Origin of the sequence: Enterovibrio norvegicus DSM 15893, assembly GCF_900115495.1 — a bacterium.
Classification (GTDB): domain Bacteria; phylum Pseudomonadota; class Gammaproteobacteria; order Enterobacterales; family Vibrionaceae; genus Enterovibrio; species Enterovibrio norvegicus.
Genome location: NZ_FOWR01000061.1, coordinates 1 through 18,729 on the forward strand (window position 1 = coordinate 1; position 18,729 = coordinate 18,729).

Annotated in this window: 18 protein-coding genes; 7 read left to right on the forward strand and 11 right to left on the reverse strand. The window is 46.1% G+C overall.

Going from position 1 to position 18,729, the window contains the following annotated elements; translation table 11 throughout:
- The 4 genes from BM082_RS23060 to BM082_RS23075 all read right to left on the reverse strand — a co-directional run.
- A partial coding sequence (locus BM082_RS23060) for a transposase domain-containing protein (protein WP_208862553.1) occupies positions 1-259 on the reverse strand: 259 nt, incomplete at its 3' end.
- 114 nt (positions 260-373) lie between these two features.
- Positions 374-2,671: an arginine decarboxylase gene (adiA, locus tag BM082_RS23065; protein WP_017017570.1), complete on the reverse strand. Its 2,298-nt coding sequence runs from the start codon at positions 2,669-2,671 to the stop codon at positions 374-376.
- Positions 2,672-2,977: 306 nt separating this feature from the next.
- Positions 2,978-4,330, reverse strand: coding sequence for a putrescine-ornithine antiporter (gene potE, locus BM082_RS23070; protein ID WP_017009178.1), 1,353 nt, complete (start codon positions 4,328-4,330; stop codon positions 2,978-2,980).
- A gap of 1,192 nt (positions 4,331-5,522) precedes the next feature.
- A complete protein-coding gene (locus BM082_RS23075; RefSeq protein WP_017013397.1) occupies positions 5,523-5,705 on the reverse strand; it encodes a hypothetical protein in 183 nt (60 codons plus the stop codon).
- Here BM082_RS23075 and BM082_RS23080 point away from each other — a divergent pair.
- Both BM082_RS23080 and uraH read left to right on the forward strand, forming a co-directional pair.
- Positions 5,705-6,913, forward strand: a complete 1,209-nt coding sequence (locus BM082_RS23080) for an MFS transporter (protein ID WP_026024851.1) — start codon at positions 5,705-5,707, stop codon at positions 6,911-6,913. The genes BM082_RS23075 and BM082_RS23080 overlap by 1 nt on opposite strands.
- A 295-nt stretch (positions 6,914-7,208) precedes the next feature.
- A complete protein-coding gene (gene uraH / locus BM082_RS23085) occupies positions 7,209-7,562 on the forward strand; it encodes a hydroxyisourate hydrolase (protein ID WP_017013399.1) in 354 nt (117 codons plus the stop codon).
- Positions 7,563-7,678: 116 nt separating this feature from the next.
- Here uraH and BM082_RS23090 read toward each other — a convergent pair whose 3' ends face one another.
- Positions 7,679-8,230 (reverse strand): cytochrome P460 family protein, encoded by a 552-nt coding sequence (locus BM082_RS23090; RefSeq protein WP_074928803.1) that lies wholly within the window; start codon positions 8,228-8,230, stop codon positions 7,679-7,681.
- 11 nt (positions 8,231-8,241) lie between these two features.
- Positions 8,242-8,886 (reverse strand): cytochrome P460 family protein, encoded by a 645-nt coding sequence (locus tag BM082_RS23095; RefSeq protein WP_074928805.1) that lies wholly within the window; start codon positions 8,884-8,886, stop codon positions 8,242-8,244.
- A 73-nt stretch (positions 8,887-8,959) separates the two neighbouring features.
- Here BM082_RS23095 and BM082_RS23100 point away from each other — a divergent pair, with 73 nt between their 5' ends.
- Positions 8,960-9,925, forward strand: coding sequence for an AraC family transcriptional regulator (locus BM082_RS23100; protein ID WP_074928807.1), 966 nt, complete (start codon positions 8,960-8,962; stop codon positions 9,923-9,925).
- A 105-nt stretch (positions 9,926-10,030) separates the two neighbouring features.
- Here BM082_RS23100 and BM082_RS23105 read toward each other — a convergent pair whose 3' ends face one another.
- The 4 genes from BM082_RS23105 to BM082_RS23120 all read right to left on the reverse strand — a co-directional run bounded on the left by BM082_RS23105 (position 10,031) and on the right by BM082_RS23120 (position 13,467).
- Complete coding sequence (locus BM082_RS23105) at positions 10,031-10,384, reverse strand: DUF4870 family protein (RefSeq protein WP_074928809.1); 354 nt, start codon at positions 10,382-10,384, stop codon at positions 10,031-10,033.
- Positions 10,385-10,640: 256 nt separating this feature from the next.
- Entirely contained in the window at positions 10,641-11,936 is a 1,296-nt protein-coding gene (locus BM082_RS23110; protein WP_017009170.1) for a TRAP transporter large permease, read from the reverse strand.
- The gene (locus BM082_RS23115; RefSeq protein WP_241810493.1) at positions 11,933-12,442 is read right to left on the reverse strand and encodes a TRAP transporter small permease; all 510 of its coding nucleotides are present in this window, start codon (positions 12,440-12,442) and stop codon (positions 11,933-11,935) included. Before BM082_RS23115 ends, BM082_RS23110 begins: the two co-directional genes overlap by 4 nt.
- Positions 12,443-12,462: 20 nt before the next feature.
- Positions 12,463-13,467, reverse strand: coding sequence for a sialic acid TRAP transporter substrate-binding protein SiaP (locus tag BM082_RS23120; protein WP_017009168.1), 1,005 nt, complete (start codon positions 13,465-13,467; stop codon positions 12,463-12,465).
- A 325-nt stretch (positions 13,468-13,792) separates the two neighbouring features.
- On the opposite strand from BM082_RS23120, the gene BM082_RS23125 reads away from it, so the two are divergent.
- From BM082_RS23125 to BM082_RS23140, 4 genes are all read left to right on the forward strand, one after another.
- A complete protein-coding gene (locus BM082_RS23125; protein ID WP_017009167.1) occupies positions 13,793-14,437 on the forward strand; it encodes a GntR family transcriptional regulator in 645 nt (214 codons plus the stop codon).
- Positions 14,438-14,515: 78 nt separating this feature from the next.
- Positions 14,516-15,580: a Gfo/Idh/MocA family protein gene (locus BM082_RS23130; RefSeq protein ID WP_017017565.1), complete on the forward strand. Its 1,065-nt coding sequence runs from the start codon at positions 14,516-14,518 to the stop codon at positions 15,578-15,580.
- A 28-nt stretch (positions 15,581-15,608) separates the two neighbouring features.
- A complete protein-coding gene (gene aroQ, locus BM082_RS23135; RefSeq protein WP_017009165.1) occupies positions 15,609-16,067 on the forward strand; it encodes a type II 3-dehydroquinate dehydratase in 459 nt (152 codons plus the stop codon).
- On the forward strand, positions 16,064-17,917 hold the full coding sequence (locus tag BM082_RS23140; protein ID WP_017009164.1) for a bifunctional sugar phosphate isomerase/epimerase/4-hydroxyphenylpyruvate dioxygenase family protein: 1,854 nt from the start codon (positions 16,064-16,066) through the stop codon (positions 17,915-17,917). The genes aroQ and BM082_RS23140 overlap by 4 nt, the downstream gene beginning before the upstream one ends.
- 54 nt (positions 17,918-17,971) lie before the next feature.
- Here BM082_RS23140 and BM082_RS23145 read toward each other — a convergent pair whose 3' ends face one another.
- Positions 17,972-18,544: a hypothetical protein gene (locus BM082_RS23145; protein ID WP_074928811.1), complete on the reverse strand. Its 573-nt coding sequence runs from the start codon at positions 18,542-18,544 to the stop codon at positions 17,972-17,974.
- Positions 18,545-18,729: the final 185 nt, after the last annotated feature.

Consider the following 18,729-nt stretch of genomic DNA (forward strand, 5'->3'; position numbering starts at 1 on the left):
GTTCCCCTTTGGTATCAGGAAAAGCCAACTCAAGTTGGTCACAAACATTCTGAATCGAGCGATTGCGCAGTAATCCAATCCCTAAAACTAGCCAAACAGCCTGCTCAGCGGGAAAGCGACGTTTACGCAAAGAAGCGCGTCCGGTTTGTTTGACTGCTTCTTCAACCCACTCAAGAGGAATGTGTTTAGAGAATGCGTTGATAGGGTGGTCTTGGCAAAACTCAGCGGTGATGTGTAACTCTTTCAAAAACTCAGACATAAAAAATCGGCCTCAACAATGTTGAGGCCGATTATGAAGCCTGCGTAGGATCGTTCAATGACTTAAAACGATCGGCATTATTCCCAATGGGAAGGCGTTTTTCTTTGATTTCACTTACAGCGCATCAGATTTGATGCAAAGCACGTGGTATTTACCGTGTTCTTTCTCAGCCCCTTCGGTTTCATGTTCGAAACCTGGGAACTCGTCATCCCACGCCTCTAGGGCTTTAAGGTACTGAATTTGCGGGCTGCTTTCGTTACCAAAGTTCTCGCCACCCATTAGCATTGGAATGCCTGGTGGGTAAGGAATCACTGAGTGCGCAGCAACGCGGCCTTCCAGTTTGTCTGAAGGCACCAATTCCACTTCGTTTGCCACAATGTGGTGGTAAGCCGTACGTGGTTTCAGCTCAACCTCCGGTAGGGTTGAATATGCTTCGTTCAGTACTTGTGCTGGGTTATGGCGAACAAGGTATTGGAACATGCGATCGCCCAAATCACGCAGCCCAAGGCCTTTATAGATCTCTGGCGCACTTTCTACCAATTCTGGCAACATGGTTTCCAAAGACACGTTTGCGTCATAGTGACGTTTGAACGACAACAAGGTATTGATCAGCGTATCGCGTTTACCTTTGGTGATACCCATTGAGAACAGGAACATCACTTGGAAGTCCGTCGTACGGGTTGGCACAATACCAAAGCGACCTAAATACGCACTCACCAGTGCCGCTGGCACACCTTTTTCAAGGAATTGCCCTTTGTCATCCAAACCTGGGGTTAGCAGGCTCACTTTGATTGGGTCCAACATGCACCAGTTGTCGTCCATGTGATCGAAGCCATGCCATTTGTCTTCTGGGTGCAATACCCAGTTATCTTGCACTGACATGAGCGATTCAACAGACGCATCTTCGAATTTCACTTTCTCGCCGTTGGTATCGGTCACGACTTCCGCATTCCAAGGCTTGAAGAACCAATCACCATCGGTGGTGTAATCATTGAACAGTTTGCGCACGCTTTGGCGGAAGATCACCGCTTCACGGATCACTTCATTTGTCAGTGATAAGCCGCTCTCCCCTTTCATCATGTTTGCCGCCACGTCATTAGACGCACAGATCGCGTAAAGCGGAGATGTGGAGGTATGCATCATGTACGCTTGGTTGAAGCGGTCGAAGTCGATAGCATCTTCGCCATTACGCACATGAATGTAGGACGCTTGAGACAAGGCATTCAACAACTTGTGGGTTGAATGAGTCGCGAAGACGGTTGGCCCTTTGTGCCCGTCAGCACTGCCGCGCATGGCAAAGTGACCTTTGTATACAGGGTTGAATCGGGCATAACCAAACCACGCTTCATCCATATGAATGCGATGAGAGCTTTCAGAAAGCAATGCTTCAGCGCGCTCTGAGTTGTAGCAAAGACCGTCATACGTGCAATTAGTGACAACGGCATAGCGTGGTGATTTACCCACGTACTCTTTGGTCAGTTTGCCGTCTGCAATTTTTTGTGTGATGGACGCAGCTGACATGCTCGCTTGGCTGATTGGGCCAATAATGCCGTAACAGTTACGGCTTGGTGCCATGTAAACAGGGCGAGCGCCCGTCAGGATAAGACCTTGTTCGATAGATTTGTGGCAATTGCGATCGATAATCGCAATGTCATCGTCTTTCAAACATGCTTGCATGATAGTACGGTTCGAGCCCGATGTGCCCACAATGCCTGAATACGACTGGTGCGCACCGAAGATTTTGGATGCTTCTTCTTCGCTGTCTTTAAACGCGCCAGTGTGGTCTAACAGTGAACCTAACGCCGCGCGTTCAATGCCCATGTCTGAACGGAACAAGTTCTCACCGTAGAATTGGTAGAACTGATTACCTGCGGGTGTTTTGGTAAAGCCAATGCCCCCTTGGTGACCCGGCGCTGACCATGAATATTCGTGAATGTCGTTGTATTGCATCATCGCTTTCATCAGCGGTGGCAATACATTCTCACGGTAGCGCTTCATGGCAGCAACAATTCGACCCGCAACGAAATCTGCAGTGTCTTCCAGCACGGAATAACACTCATCCACACGCTCCATCAGTTTGCGGTTCGCAAGAATGGATGTACGTGCACGCTCCGCCAGCAAGAAAACGGGCACCTCTGACTGACGATTTTTTAGCGTATCGAGCAGTTCAATTTCTTCGCTTGAATGCAGGATTTGCTCTTCTGATTTATCGAGCGTCAATACAAGGCTGTCGATGTGTGTTGCAAGAATAACGGCCTTGGCATCTTCATAAGAATTTGCAGTGACAATTTCAATGGTACGTTCATGCAGTTCTGCAATCAGTGATTGTGTGGTGCGCGCAGCGTAACTGCTTGGATCAATATTTTGCGGCTCTACAACCAGAGTGCGCATTTTGCTGAAGTAGTTGCTCATAATAATTACCTAATCGACAAGGTGCATTTCAGCGTCAACGCTTTGGATGGCTTGTGTATGTAATACAAATAAGTCAGGCAGAGTGGTTAACGTTAATTCTTCGTTAAGCTGATCACGTGACCAGCACAAATAAACACTTTCCTAGTGAAATTAATTTTCATCCATTTACTCTAGGAGAAAAAAATAACAACCAATCCGTGGCGTTTTCTTTAAAAATAGAAATAGTCAGCCCCAATAACTGGAGAGAAAATGAGGCTAACTATTTAATGCTTAATCATTGGTGGATATTGGAAATACAATACTTACTTACGCGTTGACTTCTTTTTCAATGACGTTGGTTTTAACCTCGTCAGTATTAATGTCGCGCGCTGCGATGAAACCGTAGAAGATGTAACCAAATAGCGTCAGGATTGTGCCGCCGAACACGGCTTCCGCACCACAGGCATACACGCCATAGATGCTGTAAATCACACCCAGCGTACCCACAGTTGCACCCAATTTATATTGCGCAGGTGTGACCTTGTTTTTGCGAAGCATTACTTCCAATCCTGTCATGGAAAGGATGTACGGCACCATGTTCACGAACACCGCAAGGTTGAGCAATGCGTTGAATTGACTCACCAAGTTTGGAGAAATCGTCATCAGGGCAAGTAGCAGCTCTGCCGCCAACATAATGAGCATGCCCAAGATTGGCGCACCCGCTTTGTTTGTTTTCGCGAAAATTCTAGGGAACAGGCCTTCTTCAGCGGCAGATTTTGATACCTGCGCATTGGTGAACTGCCAACCCAGTAGTGAACCAATACACGCGATAACCGCTGCAATGGTGACGATATTACCCACGGTTGGGTTAAACATATGGCTGAACACAAGACCGAACGGTGCGGTTGAATTTGCCAACTCTGCGTTAGGGATAATGCCTTGGATCACCGTAGTGGAAAGGATATACACCACCGCAGCAAAACCAGTACCAAACAACACGGCTAGCGGCACGTTGCGTTCTGGGTTTTCAACTGCGTCCGAGTTAGCACCCGCAGATTCAATACCTAAGAAAGCCCATAATGTCAGTGCGATACCTGAAGATACTGAATGCATGGTGGTGTCATGGTGTGGGTTCCATGCAGAAATGAAGGTTTGTGGATCGAACCACCACCAGCCAACCACTGATAGACCGAGTACAGGAAGGATAATGCCCCACACGGTTAATGATGAAATCTGACCGGTGATTTTAGGGCCACCAAAGTTCGCTAGCATGGTCACGATAAGGATGGCGACAACACCAAAGAAGGTGTGCATTGGCGTATCAAGCCATGGCATGAACGGTTTGATATAACCCACCGCTGAAACTGCGATTGCAACACAGCTGATAACAAGGCAAACATAGTAGGTGTAAGACGCAATAAAGAAGGACGATTTTCCGTGCGCTTCTTCGGAATACGCAGACATACCACCAGAACGCTTACAAATCGCACCACATTTTGCAAAGGTATACGCAATACACATTGCACCCAGGGCTGTAATAACCCATGAAAGGAGAGAAATAGTGCCGACTTGTGCAAGGCTCGCCGGTAACATAATAATACCCGAGCCCATCATATTTACCGCAACGAGAACGGTTAAACCAACCAATCCCATTTTTTTACTATTGGCATCTGAAGACATTACTTAAACCCTTAATTCAGACGAGACAGATTAATAGATTAATTTCAGGCGGCCAGATCCATGGCGACTGTATGTGTTCAACGTTATTTATTTAACTTGAATACATTTAAGGGCGGCATTTTGATATTGGTGATAATCAGAAATAACGAATGTGCTCTTATTACAGCAATATTCACATAGACGTTATGCCATGCAAATACATCCATTAATGAATATTTTATACCCAAACAACTTGAAGATGCCGGATTCAGCGAGCTTTACTGACGTTATGATCAAGGCGTCCCTTTGCCGATGTAGTGCGCTCCATCAAAAAGGGACAACACCGAGCATGGCGTCAGTAAACTCGCCCGAAGGGAGGCCCTCAGAGAGTTCACTTCATCGTTAAATTCCAGTGAAATAGAATGACTATTCCTACAGAAATTTGCCTTGAATTGAACACTCTGATGACCTCTGAAATCGCGCATCTTCAGGTTGTTTGGGTATATAGAAAAGCATATTCATTAAATCGTTTAGATGATCCCGTACTTAAACAAGATGGCTCTATTCGATGAGGCGTATTCTTCTCCGATTTCGAATTTTTTAAACCCCTAAAAATGCAATCTAGCATTGCAAAAATGAGTTTTTGACCGTGATATAAATCACTATTCAATGCGTGAGCATCGACGTGCAAGGGAAAATCTCCATGAAAAATATTTGTGACACACGTCACATATAGGTGCAGTTTCAATCACTTAGCATCGTTCATAGCGTGTTTTACTTCTTTAAAACCTATCAATATTGCGGCTGTCTCTGACACGCCGCTGCAAATAATTATTCACTCAATGCGTGACTTTACTTGTCCTGATTTTTCTCATTCCAGCAGGTACTTATGAAAAAAGAAGCTTAATTTGGCGCGCATAAGTGTAAACACCATGACGGTTCAGCGCGGGTCTTCGTCATTTCTTTATGGTGCTTAGCACCTCTTCATCGTGTTGATGCGTTCGCCATGCAGAAAACGCATGACCTTTTTGCATCTGATTCATTTGCTTCATGCCATTGATAACTCTACTCTACGCGCCTTTCTCACCCTGAGGTCGCTATGTTTCCACTCTTTTTGCAATCACAGTCTTTGGCGTCTCAGCTCTGTCGCTGGGCAGTCGTCCTTATGTTAACGCTCGTCGCAGTGCATCACTGCACGCCATTTCAACGCGCACTAACCGAATACGCCGTCGACGGAGGTTGCCATCAACAACACAGAGACGCGCCCCACCACTGAACAAGACATATACAGCAAGTCACCGCAAAGTAGTGCGTAAAACAGCGTCAAGAACACGCGATTTTCGAATTTATAAGCAATAAGTGAACACGATTCACTCTCAACGTTAAGGTAGTTCAATGAGTATTTTCCGGTTCCCGCTCGTCGTTTGGATGGGAATAGGGATATTGATCGTCAGCCTAGGGATCAGGCAATCATTTGGTATCTTCATGATGCCTATCAGCGACACGTTCCAAACAGGACGTGAATTTTTCAGCCTCGCTATTGCCGTGCAAAACCTCATGTTTGGCGCGTTCCAACCTTTTATCGGTATGGCAGCTGACAGATTCGGCGCAAAACGCATCATTGCTATTGGCGGTATTGCCTACGCACTCGGTCTCTACCTCACGTCCATCGCCACCAGTGCAGGTATGTTGTACGTGTCTCTTGGTATTTTGGTGGGCTTGGGCCTCAGTGCCACAAGCTATGTGATCATTTTGGGGGCGGTTGCCAAGGTGGTTCCGGCTGAACACACAGCGAAAGCATTCGGTTTAACCACCGCTGCGGGTTCATTCGGTATGTTTGCCGTTATTCCTGGTGCCCAGTCTCTCTTGGCTAACTTTGACTGGCAAACGGCCATGCAAGTTTTCGCCGTGCTTTGCACCATCATGATCGCCTTCTCGGTGTTCATCAAAACATCGCAAGGTGCAGGCATGACGAACCCTGCTGATGATTCCCAAACGCTAAAAGAAGCGCTGAAAGAAGCATTCAACCACAAAGGTTACTGGTTCATTCACGCGGGTTTCTTTGTGTGTGGTTTCCAAGTCATGTTCATTGCTACCCACCTACCAAGCTACATTGCAGATAAGGGGCTGCCCGGCAATACGGCAGCGATGGCATTGGCCTATGTAGGTATTTTTAATATCTTCGGATCGTATTTCTGGGGATTGATGGGCGATCGATTCAACAAGCGCTACGTCATGTCTTCTCTATATATGATGCGCTCTGTGGTGCTGGCTCTTTTTGTGACGTTACCACTAACAACAGAAAGCGCGACAATCTTTGGCGCAGCCATTGGTTTTTGTTGGTTAGGCACCGTGCCACTTACCTCTGGATTGGTTCGCCAAATCTTTGGAGCACGTTACATGTCGACCTTGTACGGTTTGGTTTTCTTTACACACCAAATTGGCAGCTTCATGGGTGCATGGGTGGGTGGTCGTGTCTTTGATCACTACGGTTCATACGAGCCGATTTGGTGGGCAACGGTGGTTCTCGCACTAACCGCAGCCATTCTTCACCTCCCCATCAACGATAAACCGATCGTCCGTGTCGTGGCGCAACCCGCTTAAACGGCTCACTCTACACCACGATTCAAGCAACATACATCGACCATAAAATGGGCCTTTATAAGGCCCATTTTCATGTCTACTCCTTACGAATAAGCTATTGTTTCTGGGCGTTTCATCGCTCATACACAATGAGAGTATTTACTCGCGATTGCATTTTTAATTGAACAATGTAGCGGAAACGTTAACTAGTTGTTGATTCTGTTATCATTTATCAATGCTAGATATGCACCTCGCCCGCCTCCCTGCTAGTTTGAAAGCGAGTGCATTCAATACACCATTGATGAGGGGTTAAAAAATGGGGAAACTCACGACACATGTTCTTGATACCGCAAATGGTGTGCCTGCCGCGGGTGTGAAAATATCGCTGTATCGCATTGATGATGATGGACTCAAACCTCTTCTTTCTACATCAACAAATCAAGATGGCCGAACTCAGAAACCGCTTCTAGAAAACGACGCTTTTCGTTCCGGCCAATATCAACTTGTGTTTTCGACGGCCGCGTATTTTCGTCATCGCAACACGCCCGTCGATCCTATTCCCTTTCTTGATGAAATCGTGATTCGATTTGGTATCTCAGATCACAATCAACACTTCCACGTACCGTTACTTGTTTCTCCCTATAGTTACTCGACGTATAGAGGAAGCTAACGCCTTCGATCTTTCATAAGCGTTTTTCACAATAACGAGAAACCCGCTGACTAAAACGAAAAAAGCCAGCTTTGGCGGGCTGGCTTGTCTTACTGAGGGATGTTCATAAAGAACATTCATTCCGCTAAAATTGGGTACGCGTCTGTGTAAATCCAATCATTGTCTTTAGCTGGAATGTGGCAACCTAAACAATCAGTTTTGTAATCTGATGAAGCATTGACCCCGAGGTTACCAGGCTTAAAGAGCGCCCAACCCCATCCATCTCCCCATACACCAGTGTCTTGAAAACGACCTTCCGTGTCTTTTACCATGACAAACCATTGCTTAAGGTTTTCGGTTTCATAGTTAACACCAGCACCGGTTGTGAAATCGCCGCTCGCATGTGCGCGAAGTTCCTTAACAAGCGTTGCGCCGTCGGGGAATTTACCCGTTTTTCGGAAAGCCTCTACCGTTTCTTTTTCGGTGTAAACACCGTGGAAACCGCTCGCGCCACCATCAGGAACAAACCACGACCCAAGATGGACCATTGACGTACGAAACCCTTCAGGAAAAGCGATGTTGCCGTCTGCATCAACAATCCCCGAAAAGGATGTGTTGTCTGATGCAATAGAAGTCGTAACTACCCCAGCGCTAGCCAGTAAAGCGAAAGCTATGATGCCTTTTTTCATTTTTTTCTACCTTATTTTAATGATGAAGAAACGCCACCAATGGCAAGCTCACCGGTTCCTTTACCCGCACGAAGTACTGGGTAGTACTGCGTAAATACAAAATCATCAGCTGCGGCGGCAGCGTGACAAGCATTACATGCAGCAGCAGGAAATGCCGTTGCTGTATCTGTCAGTGACGAATGATCCGGCGTAGAAAAGCTGTAGTATGACCAGTTACCCGGCTCGTTAGGGTTCACTTTTTTACTCTTGATAGTCGCTTCCAAGCCAATAAAGTCACCTTGAAAATACCCCGCGCCACTCACTGCCGCTTTTGAACCCACATCAACAAGTTCCTTAATGATGATGGTGCCATCACGGAACTCACCCGTTTCCTTCCAGTGCGTCCAGCTTTCAGGGTCAATGTACACATTGTGGTGCTCTGGAAAAGCCGCTTTGCCATTGTTCATATCATTAGGTGTAACGGGTGTCCCTACATAGACCCATTCACGATAACCAGTAGGACGCTCAAGGGCGCCGTCTACAATAGTGAAATACTCTTTTGCAGAGACACTGGTTGACGCCAAGGTTAACGCGCTCAATAAAGCAGCCGCCCCCAATCCTTTAGTCAGAATTGAAGATGGAGTTTTTTTTGTTGCGAATGCTTTGTGTGCTTCCATTTATTGTTACTCCTTTCTAGTGACAAAATGCTCAGTAGACAAGCATTTGGTCAGAGCTTAGGCTATATAAGAAATGGGTGTAATCATCGGGAGACTCACATTGGCGCTTAGAAGAATCAAAAACGACGAAAACTTCAATTTGCTGACCGATATTCTTGAAACACTTAGGTTTAGAGGCTCAATTTTTCTAAGTTCTAACCTCTCAGCACCGTGGGGCATATCGCTCGATGAGAAAAGCTATCCGAGGTTTCACATTACGATGAAGGGGAGCTGCTTTTTTGGCGTAAATGGCCAAGAGCACGTTCAAGCCAATGAAATGGAACTCGTCTTTTTACCCAATGGCGATAAGCATTGGGTGGCAGATAATCCTGACAATCATAAAACGCCGAGTGAGAGCATGATTGAAGCGTGCTCGTTGAATGACCCCAAATTTCAAGAAGGCCCAACGACACACAAATTAATGTGTGGCATGGTGAAGTTTGATGATGATTTAAGCCATCCTTTACTTGACGCTCTCCCCAGTATTTTGCATTTCAAAAGCATTGCTCATGACAGTCCAGTTTGGAATCTCATCACCTTGATAGATCAACAGATCCAAGAGCTCGGCAATCATGACAACCTCATTATTGATAAGTTGACTGAAGTGCTATTTATCATGCTTTTGAGGAGTTATTTATCTGAGGATGCTGAAATATTTGATTTTCTAGGTACAACACGTGATAAAAGAATTTTGAAAGCTTTATCGCTCATGCACACACAACCCGACAATGACTGGACGCTTGATGAGCTGGGTAAACAAATAGGTATGTCACGTGCAACCATAGTGCGCCACTTTCAAGACGCAGTTGGAATGGCCCCCATTGCCTATCTAAATCACTGGCGTCGTCTCAAAGCATATCAAGCGATTCGATACACCGATGAATCGATTGATAAGATAGCGATTTCGTTAGGTTTCACATCCGGCCAAACACTCAGCCGCGCCATGATCCGTGAAATGGGTATTAGTCCGGGTGAGTTGCGAAAACAAAAGAAAAGTTAGCCCATTCTCCCCTAAAATAAGCGCCTTCCAGACTAAAGCTGATACGTTAATACACAAAAAAACCGCATTAAAAAATGCGGTTTTTTCATTTTTGGCGGTGAACGGTTAGAAGAGCCAACCTGTCGGGTTCTCAACCGCTTTTTTAGCATCCAATTGTTTCATGCCTTTAACCATACGAACGACAGTCCACACCAACCAAAACAACAAGATCAAGTAACCAACAAGCACCAATGACGTGATTGCACCAATGATCAGATAAAGCGCGCCAATCCAAAAAGTTCGAATCTGATATTGATAGTGGGTTTTCAACCATTCAGGCGCGTCGCCACGGTTCACATAAGCCATAACAACACCAATAAGTGTCGTCAGGCCGAATAATATGCCCACTAAATACAACACATAAACGATTTTTGCCGTGCCTTCTGTCGAAGGTACATTTTCTACCATGGTATCACTCATTATCCTCTCCTTTTGAATAGTGCTAAACGCATCAGATACTGTCTGACGCCTTTTTATAACGAGACTGACACTAATATACCCAAGCCAAAGAACGGCATTGATGCGTCCATGACGAAGTTTCTTTTTTTGCGACAAGCCAGCGATCATTCCGTAACTGACTATGCTGTTTTTAACGGTTTCTTAGACATTCAAATATAAATGGCACAAAAAAAGGCCAACCGGCCTTTTTGATTAATTGTCATGCCTAACTAGGGCGCTAACCTTGATAGCCCATAATACGTGGCAGTGACAGCACCAAATCTGGTGACAGAATCATGATCACTAATGCAGCAAGCAGCGCAATAATAAAAGGAATGATCTGTTTGATAATGCCCGCTAGCGGTATGCCTGTTGTTCCATTTATCACGAACAACAACACACCATAAGGCGGTGTTATCAGCCCTATCATCAAGTTAACGATAGTGATAACACCAAAGTGCACCAAATCGATGCCCAATTCACGGCATGCAGGAATGAACAGTGGAACGATGACCAAAATAACGGTCGTTGCATCCAGCAAGAAACCCAATGCCAAGTAAATCAGGTTAACGATGATCAGGAATGCCATTGGCGACAAATCCGCCGCAGCAATCATGTTCGCAATAGAGGTCGGCACATTTTCCGTCGCAATGATGTAGTTAAAGATCAGCGCGGAGCCGATAACTAACCCTACCGATGCAGACGAATATGCACTTTCTTTTAACGCATGGTAGAGCTGCTTAAAGCTGATAGAGCGATATACCACTGCCGCGAGGAACAGGGCATAGGCAGCTGCAACCGCAGCGGCTTCCGTTGGCGTTGTGATACCACCATAAATACCGAACAGTAAAATGGCTGGCATTAAGAGGGTTGGTAGCGCACGGAAGGTAATACCAGGAATGTCTTTAATCGGTGTGCGAGGTTCTTTCACGATGTCCATGCGGGTAGCAAGGTACGCGTTCATCCCCATCAGCATAATTCCCATTAACAAGCCTGGGATCAGGCCAGCAATGAACAAATAACCGATAGACGTATCAGACACCAATGCATAAATCACCATCGGTATTGACGGTGGGATGATAGGCCCAATAGTTGCTGATGCCGCAGTAATGGCCGCCGCATACGCAGGTGGGTATCGGCCATCTTTGGTCATCATATTAATAATGACACGACCGATGCCCGCAGCATCTGCCACGGCAGATCCTGACATGCCCGAGAAAATAAGGCTCGACACAATGTTCACATGCCCTAGTCCGCCACGTAAGTGACCCACCAATGCAACGCAAAACTGCAACAGCCTATCCGTGATGCTTCCTGCATTCATGATATTGGCAGCTGCAATGAACAAAGGCACAGCAAGCAAGATAAAACTGTTATAAAAACCTTGGATAATCTGCTCACCCGCCAACGCGAGATCTTGACCACTGACTGCCAAATAAACAATGGCACCAATGATCATAGAAAACGACACCGGTGTACCAAAAGCAGCGAGTAAAAGGACAGTCACCAAGCAAAGTGTTAACGCTAAACTCATTGTTCCACCTGCTCGTCCTTGTTGGCATCTGCGTTTTCATCCGTGATCTTGTATTTAGGGTTCAAATACTGAATCAATGACACGCTATAGCGGAGAATAATGACACCAAGGAAAACGCCATAAATACTGAATACGTAATCAAGACGCCACTTCAAAATGGCACTCTTCTTGATCTTGTAAAAAGTGATGTAATCCCACGTTGGCAAAAAGCTCATTCCGAAACCGATAATGATGCCCAATGCTGACAGGATGAGAAACACACGTTGGACTTTTCCTGGCACGTTTAAATAAAGAAGGTCGAAGCGAATGTGGTCTTTATGGCGAAGACAAAACGCGCCCGCCCAAAAAATCACCCATAGCCACAAGGTCAACAAGAGTTCCGATGACCAACCTATGGGTGAATTCAGGACGTAGCGTGAGAAAATCTGAGCACAAAACATCAGGAACATTGCCGCCAACATAGCGACGGCAACGCCATCTGCAATTCGCTGAAACCAAGTTAACATCGATTTCACACGCGACCTCATTACAGCTTGTTGATTTTCTCTACCATGCCTTCAGGCCAAGTATCAGAGAAATCTGATTCCAAGTACGCATTTTGTACGTGAGTACGGAACGCGTTTAGGTCAGGTTCATATACTTTTAGACCTTTTTCGACGAAGAAGTCCACCAGTTCACCTTCAAGTGCCAATTGGTTTTTACGACCAAATGCTGCTGCATCGTCAGCCGCTTTTTGCAGTTGTGCTTGTTGTTCAGGCGTCAGCTTGTCCCATACCTTTTTAGAGATAGCAAGGTAGTTCAAGTCAACCAAGTGGCTCGTCAAGACGATTTGCTTGGTCACTTCGTAGAATTTTGCATCTTTGTCTGTTGGAAGCGGGTTATCTTGCCCGTCAACCGCACCGGTTTGAAGACCCGTGTAGACTTCAGTAAATGCCATTGGCGTCGGGTTAGCACCCAATGCTTTACCCAAGAACTGCCATGAATCTGAACCCGGCATACGTAGCTTCACGCCCGCAAGATCCGCAGGTGTTTTCACTTCTTGATCGGTACGCAAGTTCAACTGACGACGGCCAAGATAAATCACGGTTAGCAGTTTCACGCCCAGCGTATCTTCAACTTGCTCTTTCAATGGGTCCATAAAATCAGCGTTAAATACCGCCACTTGGTGGTCCGCATCACGGTGCATGTAACCAGCAGAGAAAATGGAGAATTCAGGGATAAATTCTGCCAGTTCTTGCGCCGATGCCATTGCCATGTCGAGGTTGCCACGCGCAATCGCTTCAAGCTCAGTGCCTTGCTTGAACAGTGAGGCATTCCAGTGCGGTTCAAACTCAGCAAAACTTGCAACACCAGGACCAAATACCGTTGTTAGTGCAACCGCACGCTGATCGGATTCGGAACTCGGTGCCGACAAACGCAATTTCATATCCGCCGCACCAGCTGCTGTTGCAGCAAACATACTTACTGATAGCGCAGTCATCTTCATCAGGTTCTTCATCCAACTTGCTGATGATTGGGACAACAATTTCATACACCACTCCTTTGATTAAAGCCCTTACTGCGGGCCCTTATAGGGTCAACGCATTGATGCGTAATATGAATAAACGCATCAAAACAACAGTTGACCATGAATATGTCATTAGCGTAGACGAATAATTGATCACGATGTTAGCCAATTGTGTCTCAATTGTTAAAACATCATCTATTTTTAATTTTAGGTGATATTTTTTGTTTTATAGTGAAATCAACAAAACGTAGATTCATCTCAATTTTGCGGCAATGCGCATCGGCGATTGATGCATTAATAGAAGCGTTACAGACGTTACTTTCGTCGTTTTAAACAAAGAGAAGTAGCAATGACACTCTACGAAACACTTCGAACAGACTTATTGAAAGGTGAATTCAAGGCAGGCAGTCGCCTACGTATGGAGAGCCTGAAATCTCGCTATGGTAGTGGCGTTAACGTGCTCCGTGAAAGCCTCACGCGCTTAGCAAGTGATGGGTTGGTCGTGGCTGAAGGCCAGAAAGGTTTTCATGTCGCCAGTTTTTCAGTCAAGAAAATGGAAGAACTGACCAAGCTACGCATTTTGCTCGAAAGCGATGGTGCAAGACAGTCGTTTGCAGCAGGCGATATGGAATGGGAAAGCAACCTCGTTGCTGCTCACCACAAGCTCCAACACGTAGAGAGCAAGATGCAAAACAGCATCGAAGACAATTTTGTCATGTGGCACCGCTGCGATTACGAATTTCATGCAGCGCTGATTGGTGCATGCCACTCTGAACTTCATATGCATTACCACCGCCAGCTTTATGACCAATTTCGACAATTCGTGATGATGGAATTACGCACGTCTGGATTTCGTGGAAAACACATTGTCGACGAACATGCACTCATCCTCGATGCAGCGCTAAATAGAGATATTGACGCCTGCATTCATGCGCTTGAATCACACCTTGGTGGGTTTGTAGAACGCGTGAAAGCAACAAGCACAGAAAAATAACAAACAGTAAGACGCGATCGCTATTTTCACGCGTTAAAACGCGTGCTTTTACCCAATAGACAAGGAAAGCAAGAAAACATGGAAATGCTACGTATCGCCGTGGTCGGCGCTGGGCTGATTGGTAAAAACCATATTCGACTCGTTGATGCACACCCAAACTGCCAGCTCGCGGCAATTGTCGATCCTTTCGAAGCAAGCAAACAACTTGCCGCAGAATACAACGCGCCACACTTCGCCGATCTTGAAGCCATGATTGAGGCAATCGATGTCGATGGTGTGATTTTAGCAACACCAAACAACCTACACGTTACCCAAGCAAAAATGTGTATCCAACATGCCATTCCCGTGCTCATTGAAAAGCCCGTGTCACACACCGTTGAAGAAGCCACAGAGCTGCTCAATATTGCGGTTAATACCCCCGGCATTTGGGACACCTTGCTGGTTGGCCACCACAGAATGCACAGCCCAATCATCAAACGTACCCGTGAAATCATCGACTCTGGTGTATTGGGTGCATTGGTGGCATCGCAAGGTAGCGCCGTGTTTTACAAACCCGATGATTATTTCGATGCAGCACCGTGGCGCACCAAAGAAGGTGGCGGCCCTATCCTGATAAACCTTATTCATGACATCGGTAACCTGCGTTATTTGTGCGGAGAAATCGTCGCCGTTCAAGCCATGGCATCCAGCCGTCGCCGTGGGTTTGACGTAGAAGACACGGTGTCGATTACCTTCAATTTCGAAAACGGCTCTCTCGGTACTTTCTTGTTATCAGACACCGCTGGTTCAGGGCGCAGCTGGGAGCAAACATCCCAAGAAAACAAAGCCTATTCAAGTTATGAAGACGAAGATTGCTATCACATCGCAGGTACTCACGGTTCAATTTCCGTTCCGACCATGCGATTAAAATACTACAAAGAAAAAGAAGACCGATCTTGGTGGAAACCGTTCGAATGCGACAACGTGTCGCTTGAACGTAAAGATCCACTGGTCGAACAACTGACCCACTTCTGTCGCGTAATCCGAAAAGAAGAGAAGCCACTGGTCACAGTAAGAGATGGCTTACAAAACCTACGCGTCACGGAAGCCGTTGTTGAAGCGGTGAAAAACGGAAGAACCGTTTTTGTAAACGACATTGGTTAACTCTAGGGAATGGCAAAGGACTGTAACGATGAAATCTTTACTGGTGTTAAACGGCCCAAACTTGAATTTGCTCGGACAACGCGAACCCGAACAGTATGGTTCTTCAACGCTGAATGATGTTGAAGCACTTTGTCGTCAAAAAGGCGAATCGTTGAACCTTGGTGTTGAATGCTTTCAAAGCAATCACGAGGGCGTATTGATAGATGCCATTCACGAAGCGGGCAGAAACCATAAAAGTGGTGAGTTGATCGGTGTTGTGTTCAATGCAGGCGCTTATACACACACCTCTGTGGCACTGCATGATGCGATCAAAGGTGCACAGGTCCCAGTGATTGAGCTGCACATTTCCAATGTGCATGCACGTGAATCGTTCCGTCATCATTCTTATTTAACCCCTGCGGCTATTGGCGTTATCGCAGGGTTTGGCGTTAACGGCTACGCATTGGCGATTCAAGCCTTAGCGGAACGTGCGGAGATGTCGTCATGATTTACTCCATCGCGACGGTTTGCCTTTCCGGTACCCTAAGACAAAAAATCGAAGCCATTTCAAAAGCGGGATTTCGCGGTATCGAAATTTTTGAAAATGACCTGATCACCCACAACGGGTCAGTGCATGAAATTCGCAGCATGCTGGACGATCACGGTTTGGAAGTGGTCACCTATCAACCCTTTCGTGACTTTGAAGGGTTACCAGCCCCCTATCGCCAAAAAGCCTTTGATCGTGCCGAGCGTAAATTCGATTTAATGGAAGAGTTGGGCACCGATCTCTTGATGGTTTGCAGTAGCGTGTCACCGCACGCACTTGGGGGAATTCAACGCGCTGCAGATGACTTCCACGAATTGGGCGAACGCGCGGCAAAACGCAATATGCGCGTGGCTTATGAAGCCCTCGGTTGGGGGAAATACGTGTGTGATTACCGCGATTCTTGGGAAATCGTGCGCCGCGCCAATCATGAAAACGTGGGCGTGTGCCTAGACACCTTCCATATTTTCTCGCGTCAAACAGAACTCGACACCATGCTCAATATCCCTGGCGACCGCATCTTTTTAGTACAAGTTGCTGACGCGCCGAGCCTGTCGATGGATCATTTAAGCTGGAGTCGTCATTATCGCTGCTTCCCCGGACAAGGGGATTTACCGCTCGATAAGTTCGTTGCCAACATGCGTGCAACCGGATACGACGGCCCCTTCTCTCTCGAGATTTTCAATGACCAATTCCGCTCTGGCTCAACAGAGAAAACCGCGCGAGATGGTTATCGTTCATTGGTTTTCGCCAATCAAGCCATTGAGAAAACACCCGATATCGAGCCTGAAAAGATTTCAACGGTTTCACCGCCATCAGAAATCCAATTCATTGAGTTCGCGTTGAGTGCCAACGAGAAAGACGCCTTAAGCAATATTCTGGCGCAGCTTGGCTTCTGCCATACGGCAACGCACAGAAAGAAAGACGTGGAGCTTTGGCGACAAGGTAACATCAACCTCGTGATGAATATGGAACCTGACAGCTTTGCGCAGCGATTCCATCAGCAACATGGCGTGTCAGTCTGTGCCGTCGGGCTAACGTGTCACAACGTCAATGCCATGGTTGAACGCGCCAATCAACTGGGCTTCCCGCCGGTTTATGGCAACCCAGAAACAGATACCCACGGAATTCCTGCAATCTATGGCCCAGGTGAAAGCCTGCTCTACATGGTGGATGACGCAGACAAACCTGCACATTGGGAACGTGAATTCGTCTGGCACGACAACGTGCAGCCTCAAGGTTTTCTTAACCGCGTAGATCATGTTGCAACAACCATGAGCTATGAGGAGATGCTGCATTCCGTGCTCTTATATCGCTCAATGTTTAGCATGGAAACCATGCCAACGGTGGATGTTTCAGACCCCGGCGGGCTTGTAAAAAGCCAAGCATTACAAACCCCTAATGGCAGTGTCAGTTTCACGCTGAACAGCAGCCAATCAGCACGAACCGTATCAACCCGTATATTGGACAAATACGCAGGAACTGGCGTAAACCACATCGCCTTTGCCACCACAGATATTTTTGCCATTGCAGAGTTCATGCAGAAGCAGTCGAGCACCACCATGACGGTCACGGCGAATTACTATGACGATATCGCTGCTCGATTCTCGTTGTCAGATGACGTGTTGAAAAAAATGAAACGTTTTAACATTCTGTATGACGAAGATGAGCATGGCAGCTTCTTCCAGCTTTATACCACGCTGTTTGCAGGTAGATTCTGCTTCGAAATATTGCAACGAAATGGCTATAAGGGTTTTGGCGCAGCAAACAGCCAAATGCGTTTGACCATGCAAGCAAGAGAATTGGCGGGATAAAGATCAATAAAAGCCCCTTATCTTGGGGCTTTTATTGAATTGCGCACAATACTATTACTGCTCTACGATTGTCCATCCAACGGGTAACCCTTGATTGGTCATCGTTTCTTTTATACTTTCTTTTTGACCTCCGGTGGCGCTATAAAAGCCATAATTAAAACTAGAACCGCCAACAGCATCATAGTCGACACTTCCCTCAAAGCCTTTCTTCAGAATAAGTACCTGATCAGCCTTAACCTCAAAACTCAGCCCTGCATAACTTGTTAAATAGGATTTTGAATCATTAAAAACACGGCGATAATTAGCGTAACAGCGATATTCTCCTACTGAATACTCACCTGGCGCTAGATTCGTAATCAGTGAATATGTAGGTTTACTGCCAACATATATTTCTTCTTTGATGCCTACGTTAAGATCACTCGGATCAACAAAGGTTTTCTTGATAACTAATTCTAGAGAACGACAAGGGTATTTTTTTGACTCTGAGTTAGTCACAATCGAGATTGGAATTGCTATAGCCCCAGTTCCATTGGTATCTTCCAACTTGTTTGTTGCCATATGAGTACAACCAGCTAGAAAAGACGATACGGCAATGGTGAAAACACTACATCTCGATAAATTTTTCATTTCCTCTCCTTAGAAATTTCCAAACAACTAAGGTTACCAATATAGTTTGACAGCGACTGTCTTATTATAGGTACAAAAAGGGAGCCACTTGGCTTAATGCCGATCGTTTTAAGTCATTGAACGATCCTACGCAGGCTTCATAATCGGCCTCAACATTGTTGAGGCCGATTTTTTATGTCTGAGTT

What these genes read in the sequence shown, in the direction of transcription:
- BM082_RS23095 (WP_074928805.1), bottom strand. Translation starts at nt 8,886, where the DNA reads ATGGAAGCACACAAAGCATTCGCAACAAAAAAAACTCCATCTTCAATT.
- BM082_RS23145 (WP_074928811.1), bottom strand. Translation starts at nt 18,544, where the DNA reads ATGAAAAATTTATCGAGATGTAGTGTTTTCACCATTGCCGTATCGTCT.
- BM082_RS23100 (WP_074928807.1), top strand. Translation starts at nt 8,960, where the DNA reads ATGGGTGTAATCATCGGGAGACTCACATTGGCGCTTAGAAGAATCAAA.
- BM082_RS23090 (WP_074928803.1), bottom strand. Translation starts at nt 8,230, where the DNA reads ATGAAAAAAGGCATCATAGCTTTCGCTTTACTGGCTAGCGCTGGGGTA.
- BM082_RS23110 (WP_017009170.1), bottom strand. Translation starts at nt 11,936, where the DNA reads ATGAGTTTAGCGTTAACACTTTGCTTGGTGACTGTCCTTTTACTCGCT.
- BM082_RS23080 (WP_026024851.1), top strand. Translation starts at nt 5,705, where the DNA reads ATGAGTATTTTCCGGTTCCCGCTCGTCGTTTGGATGGGAATAGGGATA.
- BM082_RS23115 (WP_241810493.1), bottom strand. Translation starts at nt 12,442, where the DNA reads ATGTTAACTTGGTTTCAGCGAATTGCAGATGGCGTTGCCGTCGCTATG.
- BM082_RS23140 (WP_017009164.1), top strand. Translation starts at nt 16,064, where the DNA reads ATGATTTACTCCATCGCGACGGTTTGCCTTTCCGGTACCCTAAGACAA.
- adiA (WP_017017570.1), bottom strand. Translation starts at nt 2,671, where the DNA reads ATGAGCAACTACTTCAGCAAAATGCGCACTCTGGTTGTAGAGCCGCAA.
- BM082_RS23125 (WP_017009167.1), top strand. Translation starts at nt 13,793, where the DNA reads ATGACACTCTACGAAACACTTCGAACAGACTTATTGAAAGGTGAATTC.
- BM082_RS23130 (WP_017017565.1), top strand. Translation starts at nt 14,516, where the DNA reads ATGGAAATGCTACGTATCGCCGTGGTCGGCGCTGGGCTGATTGGTAAA.
- potE (WP_017009178.1), bottom strand. Translation starts at nt 4,330, where the DNA reads ATGTCTTCAGATGCCAATAGTAAAAAAATGGGATTGGTTGGTTTAACC.
- uraH (WP_017013399.1), top strand. Translation starts at nt 7,209, where the DNA reads ATGGGGAAACTCACGACACATGTTCTTGATACCGCAAATGGTGTGCCT.
- aroQ (WP_017009165.1), top strand. Translation starts at nt 15,609, where the DNA reads ATGAAATCTTTACTGGTGTTAAACGGCCCAAACTTGAATTTGCTCGGA.
- BM082_RS23120 (WP_017009168.1), bottom strand. Translation starts at nt 13,467, where the DNA reads ATGAAATTGTTGTCCCAATCATCAGCAAGTTGGATGAAGAACCTGATG.
- BM082_RS23105 (WP_074928809.1), bottom strand. Translation starts at nt 10,384, where the DNA reads ATGAGTGATACCATGGTAGAAAATGTACCTTCGACAGAAGGCACGGCA.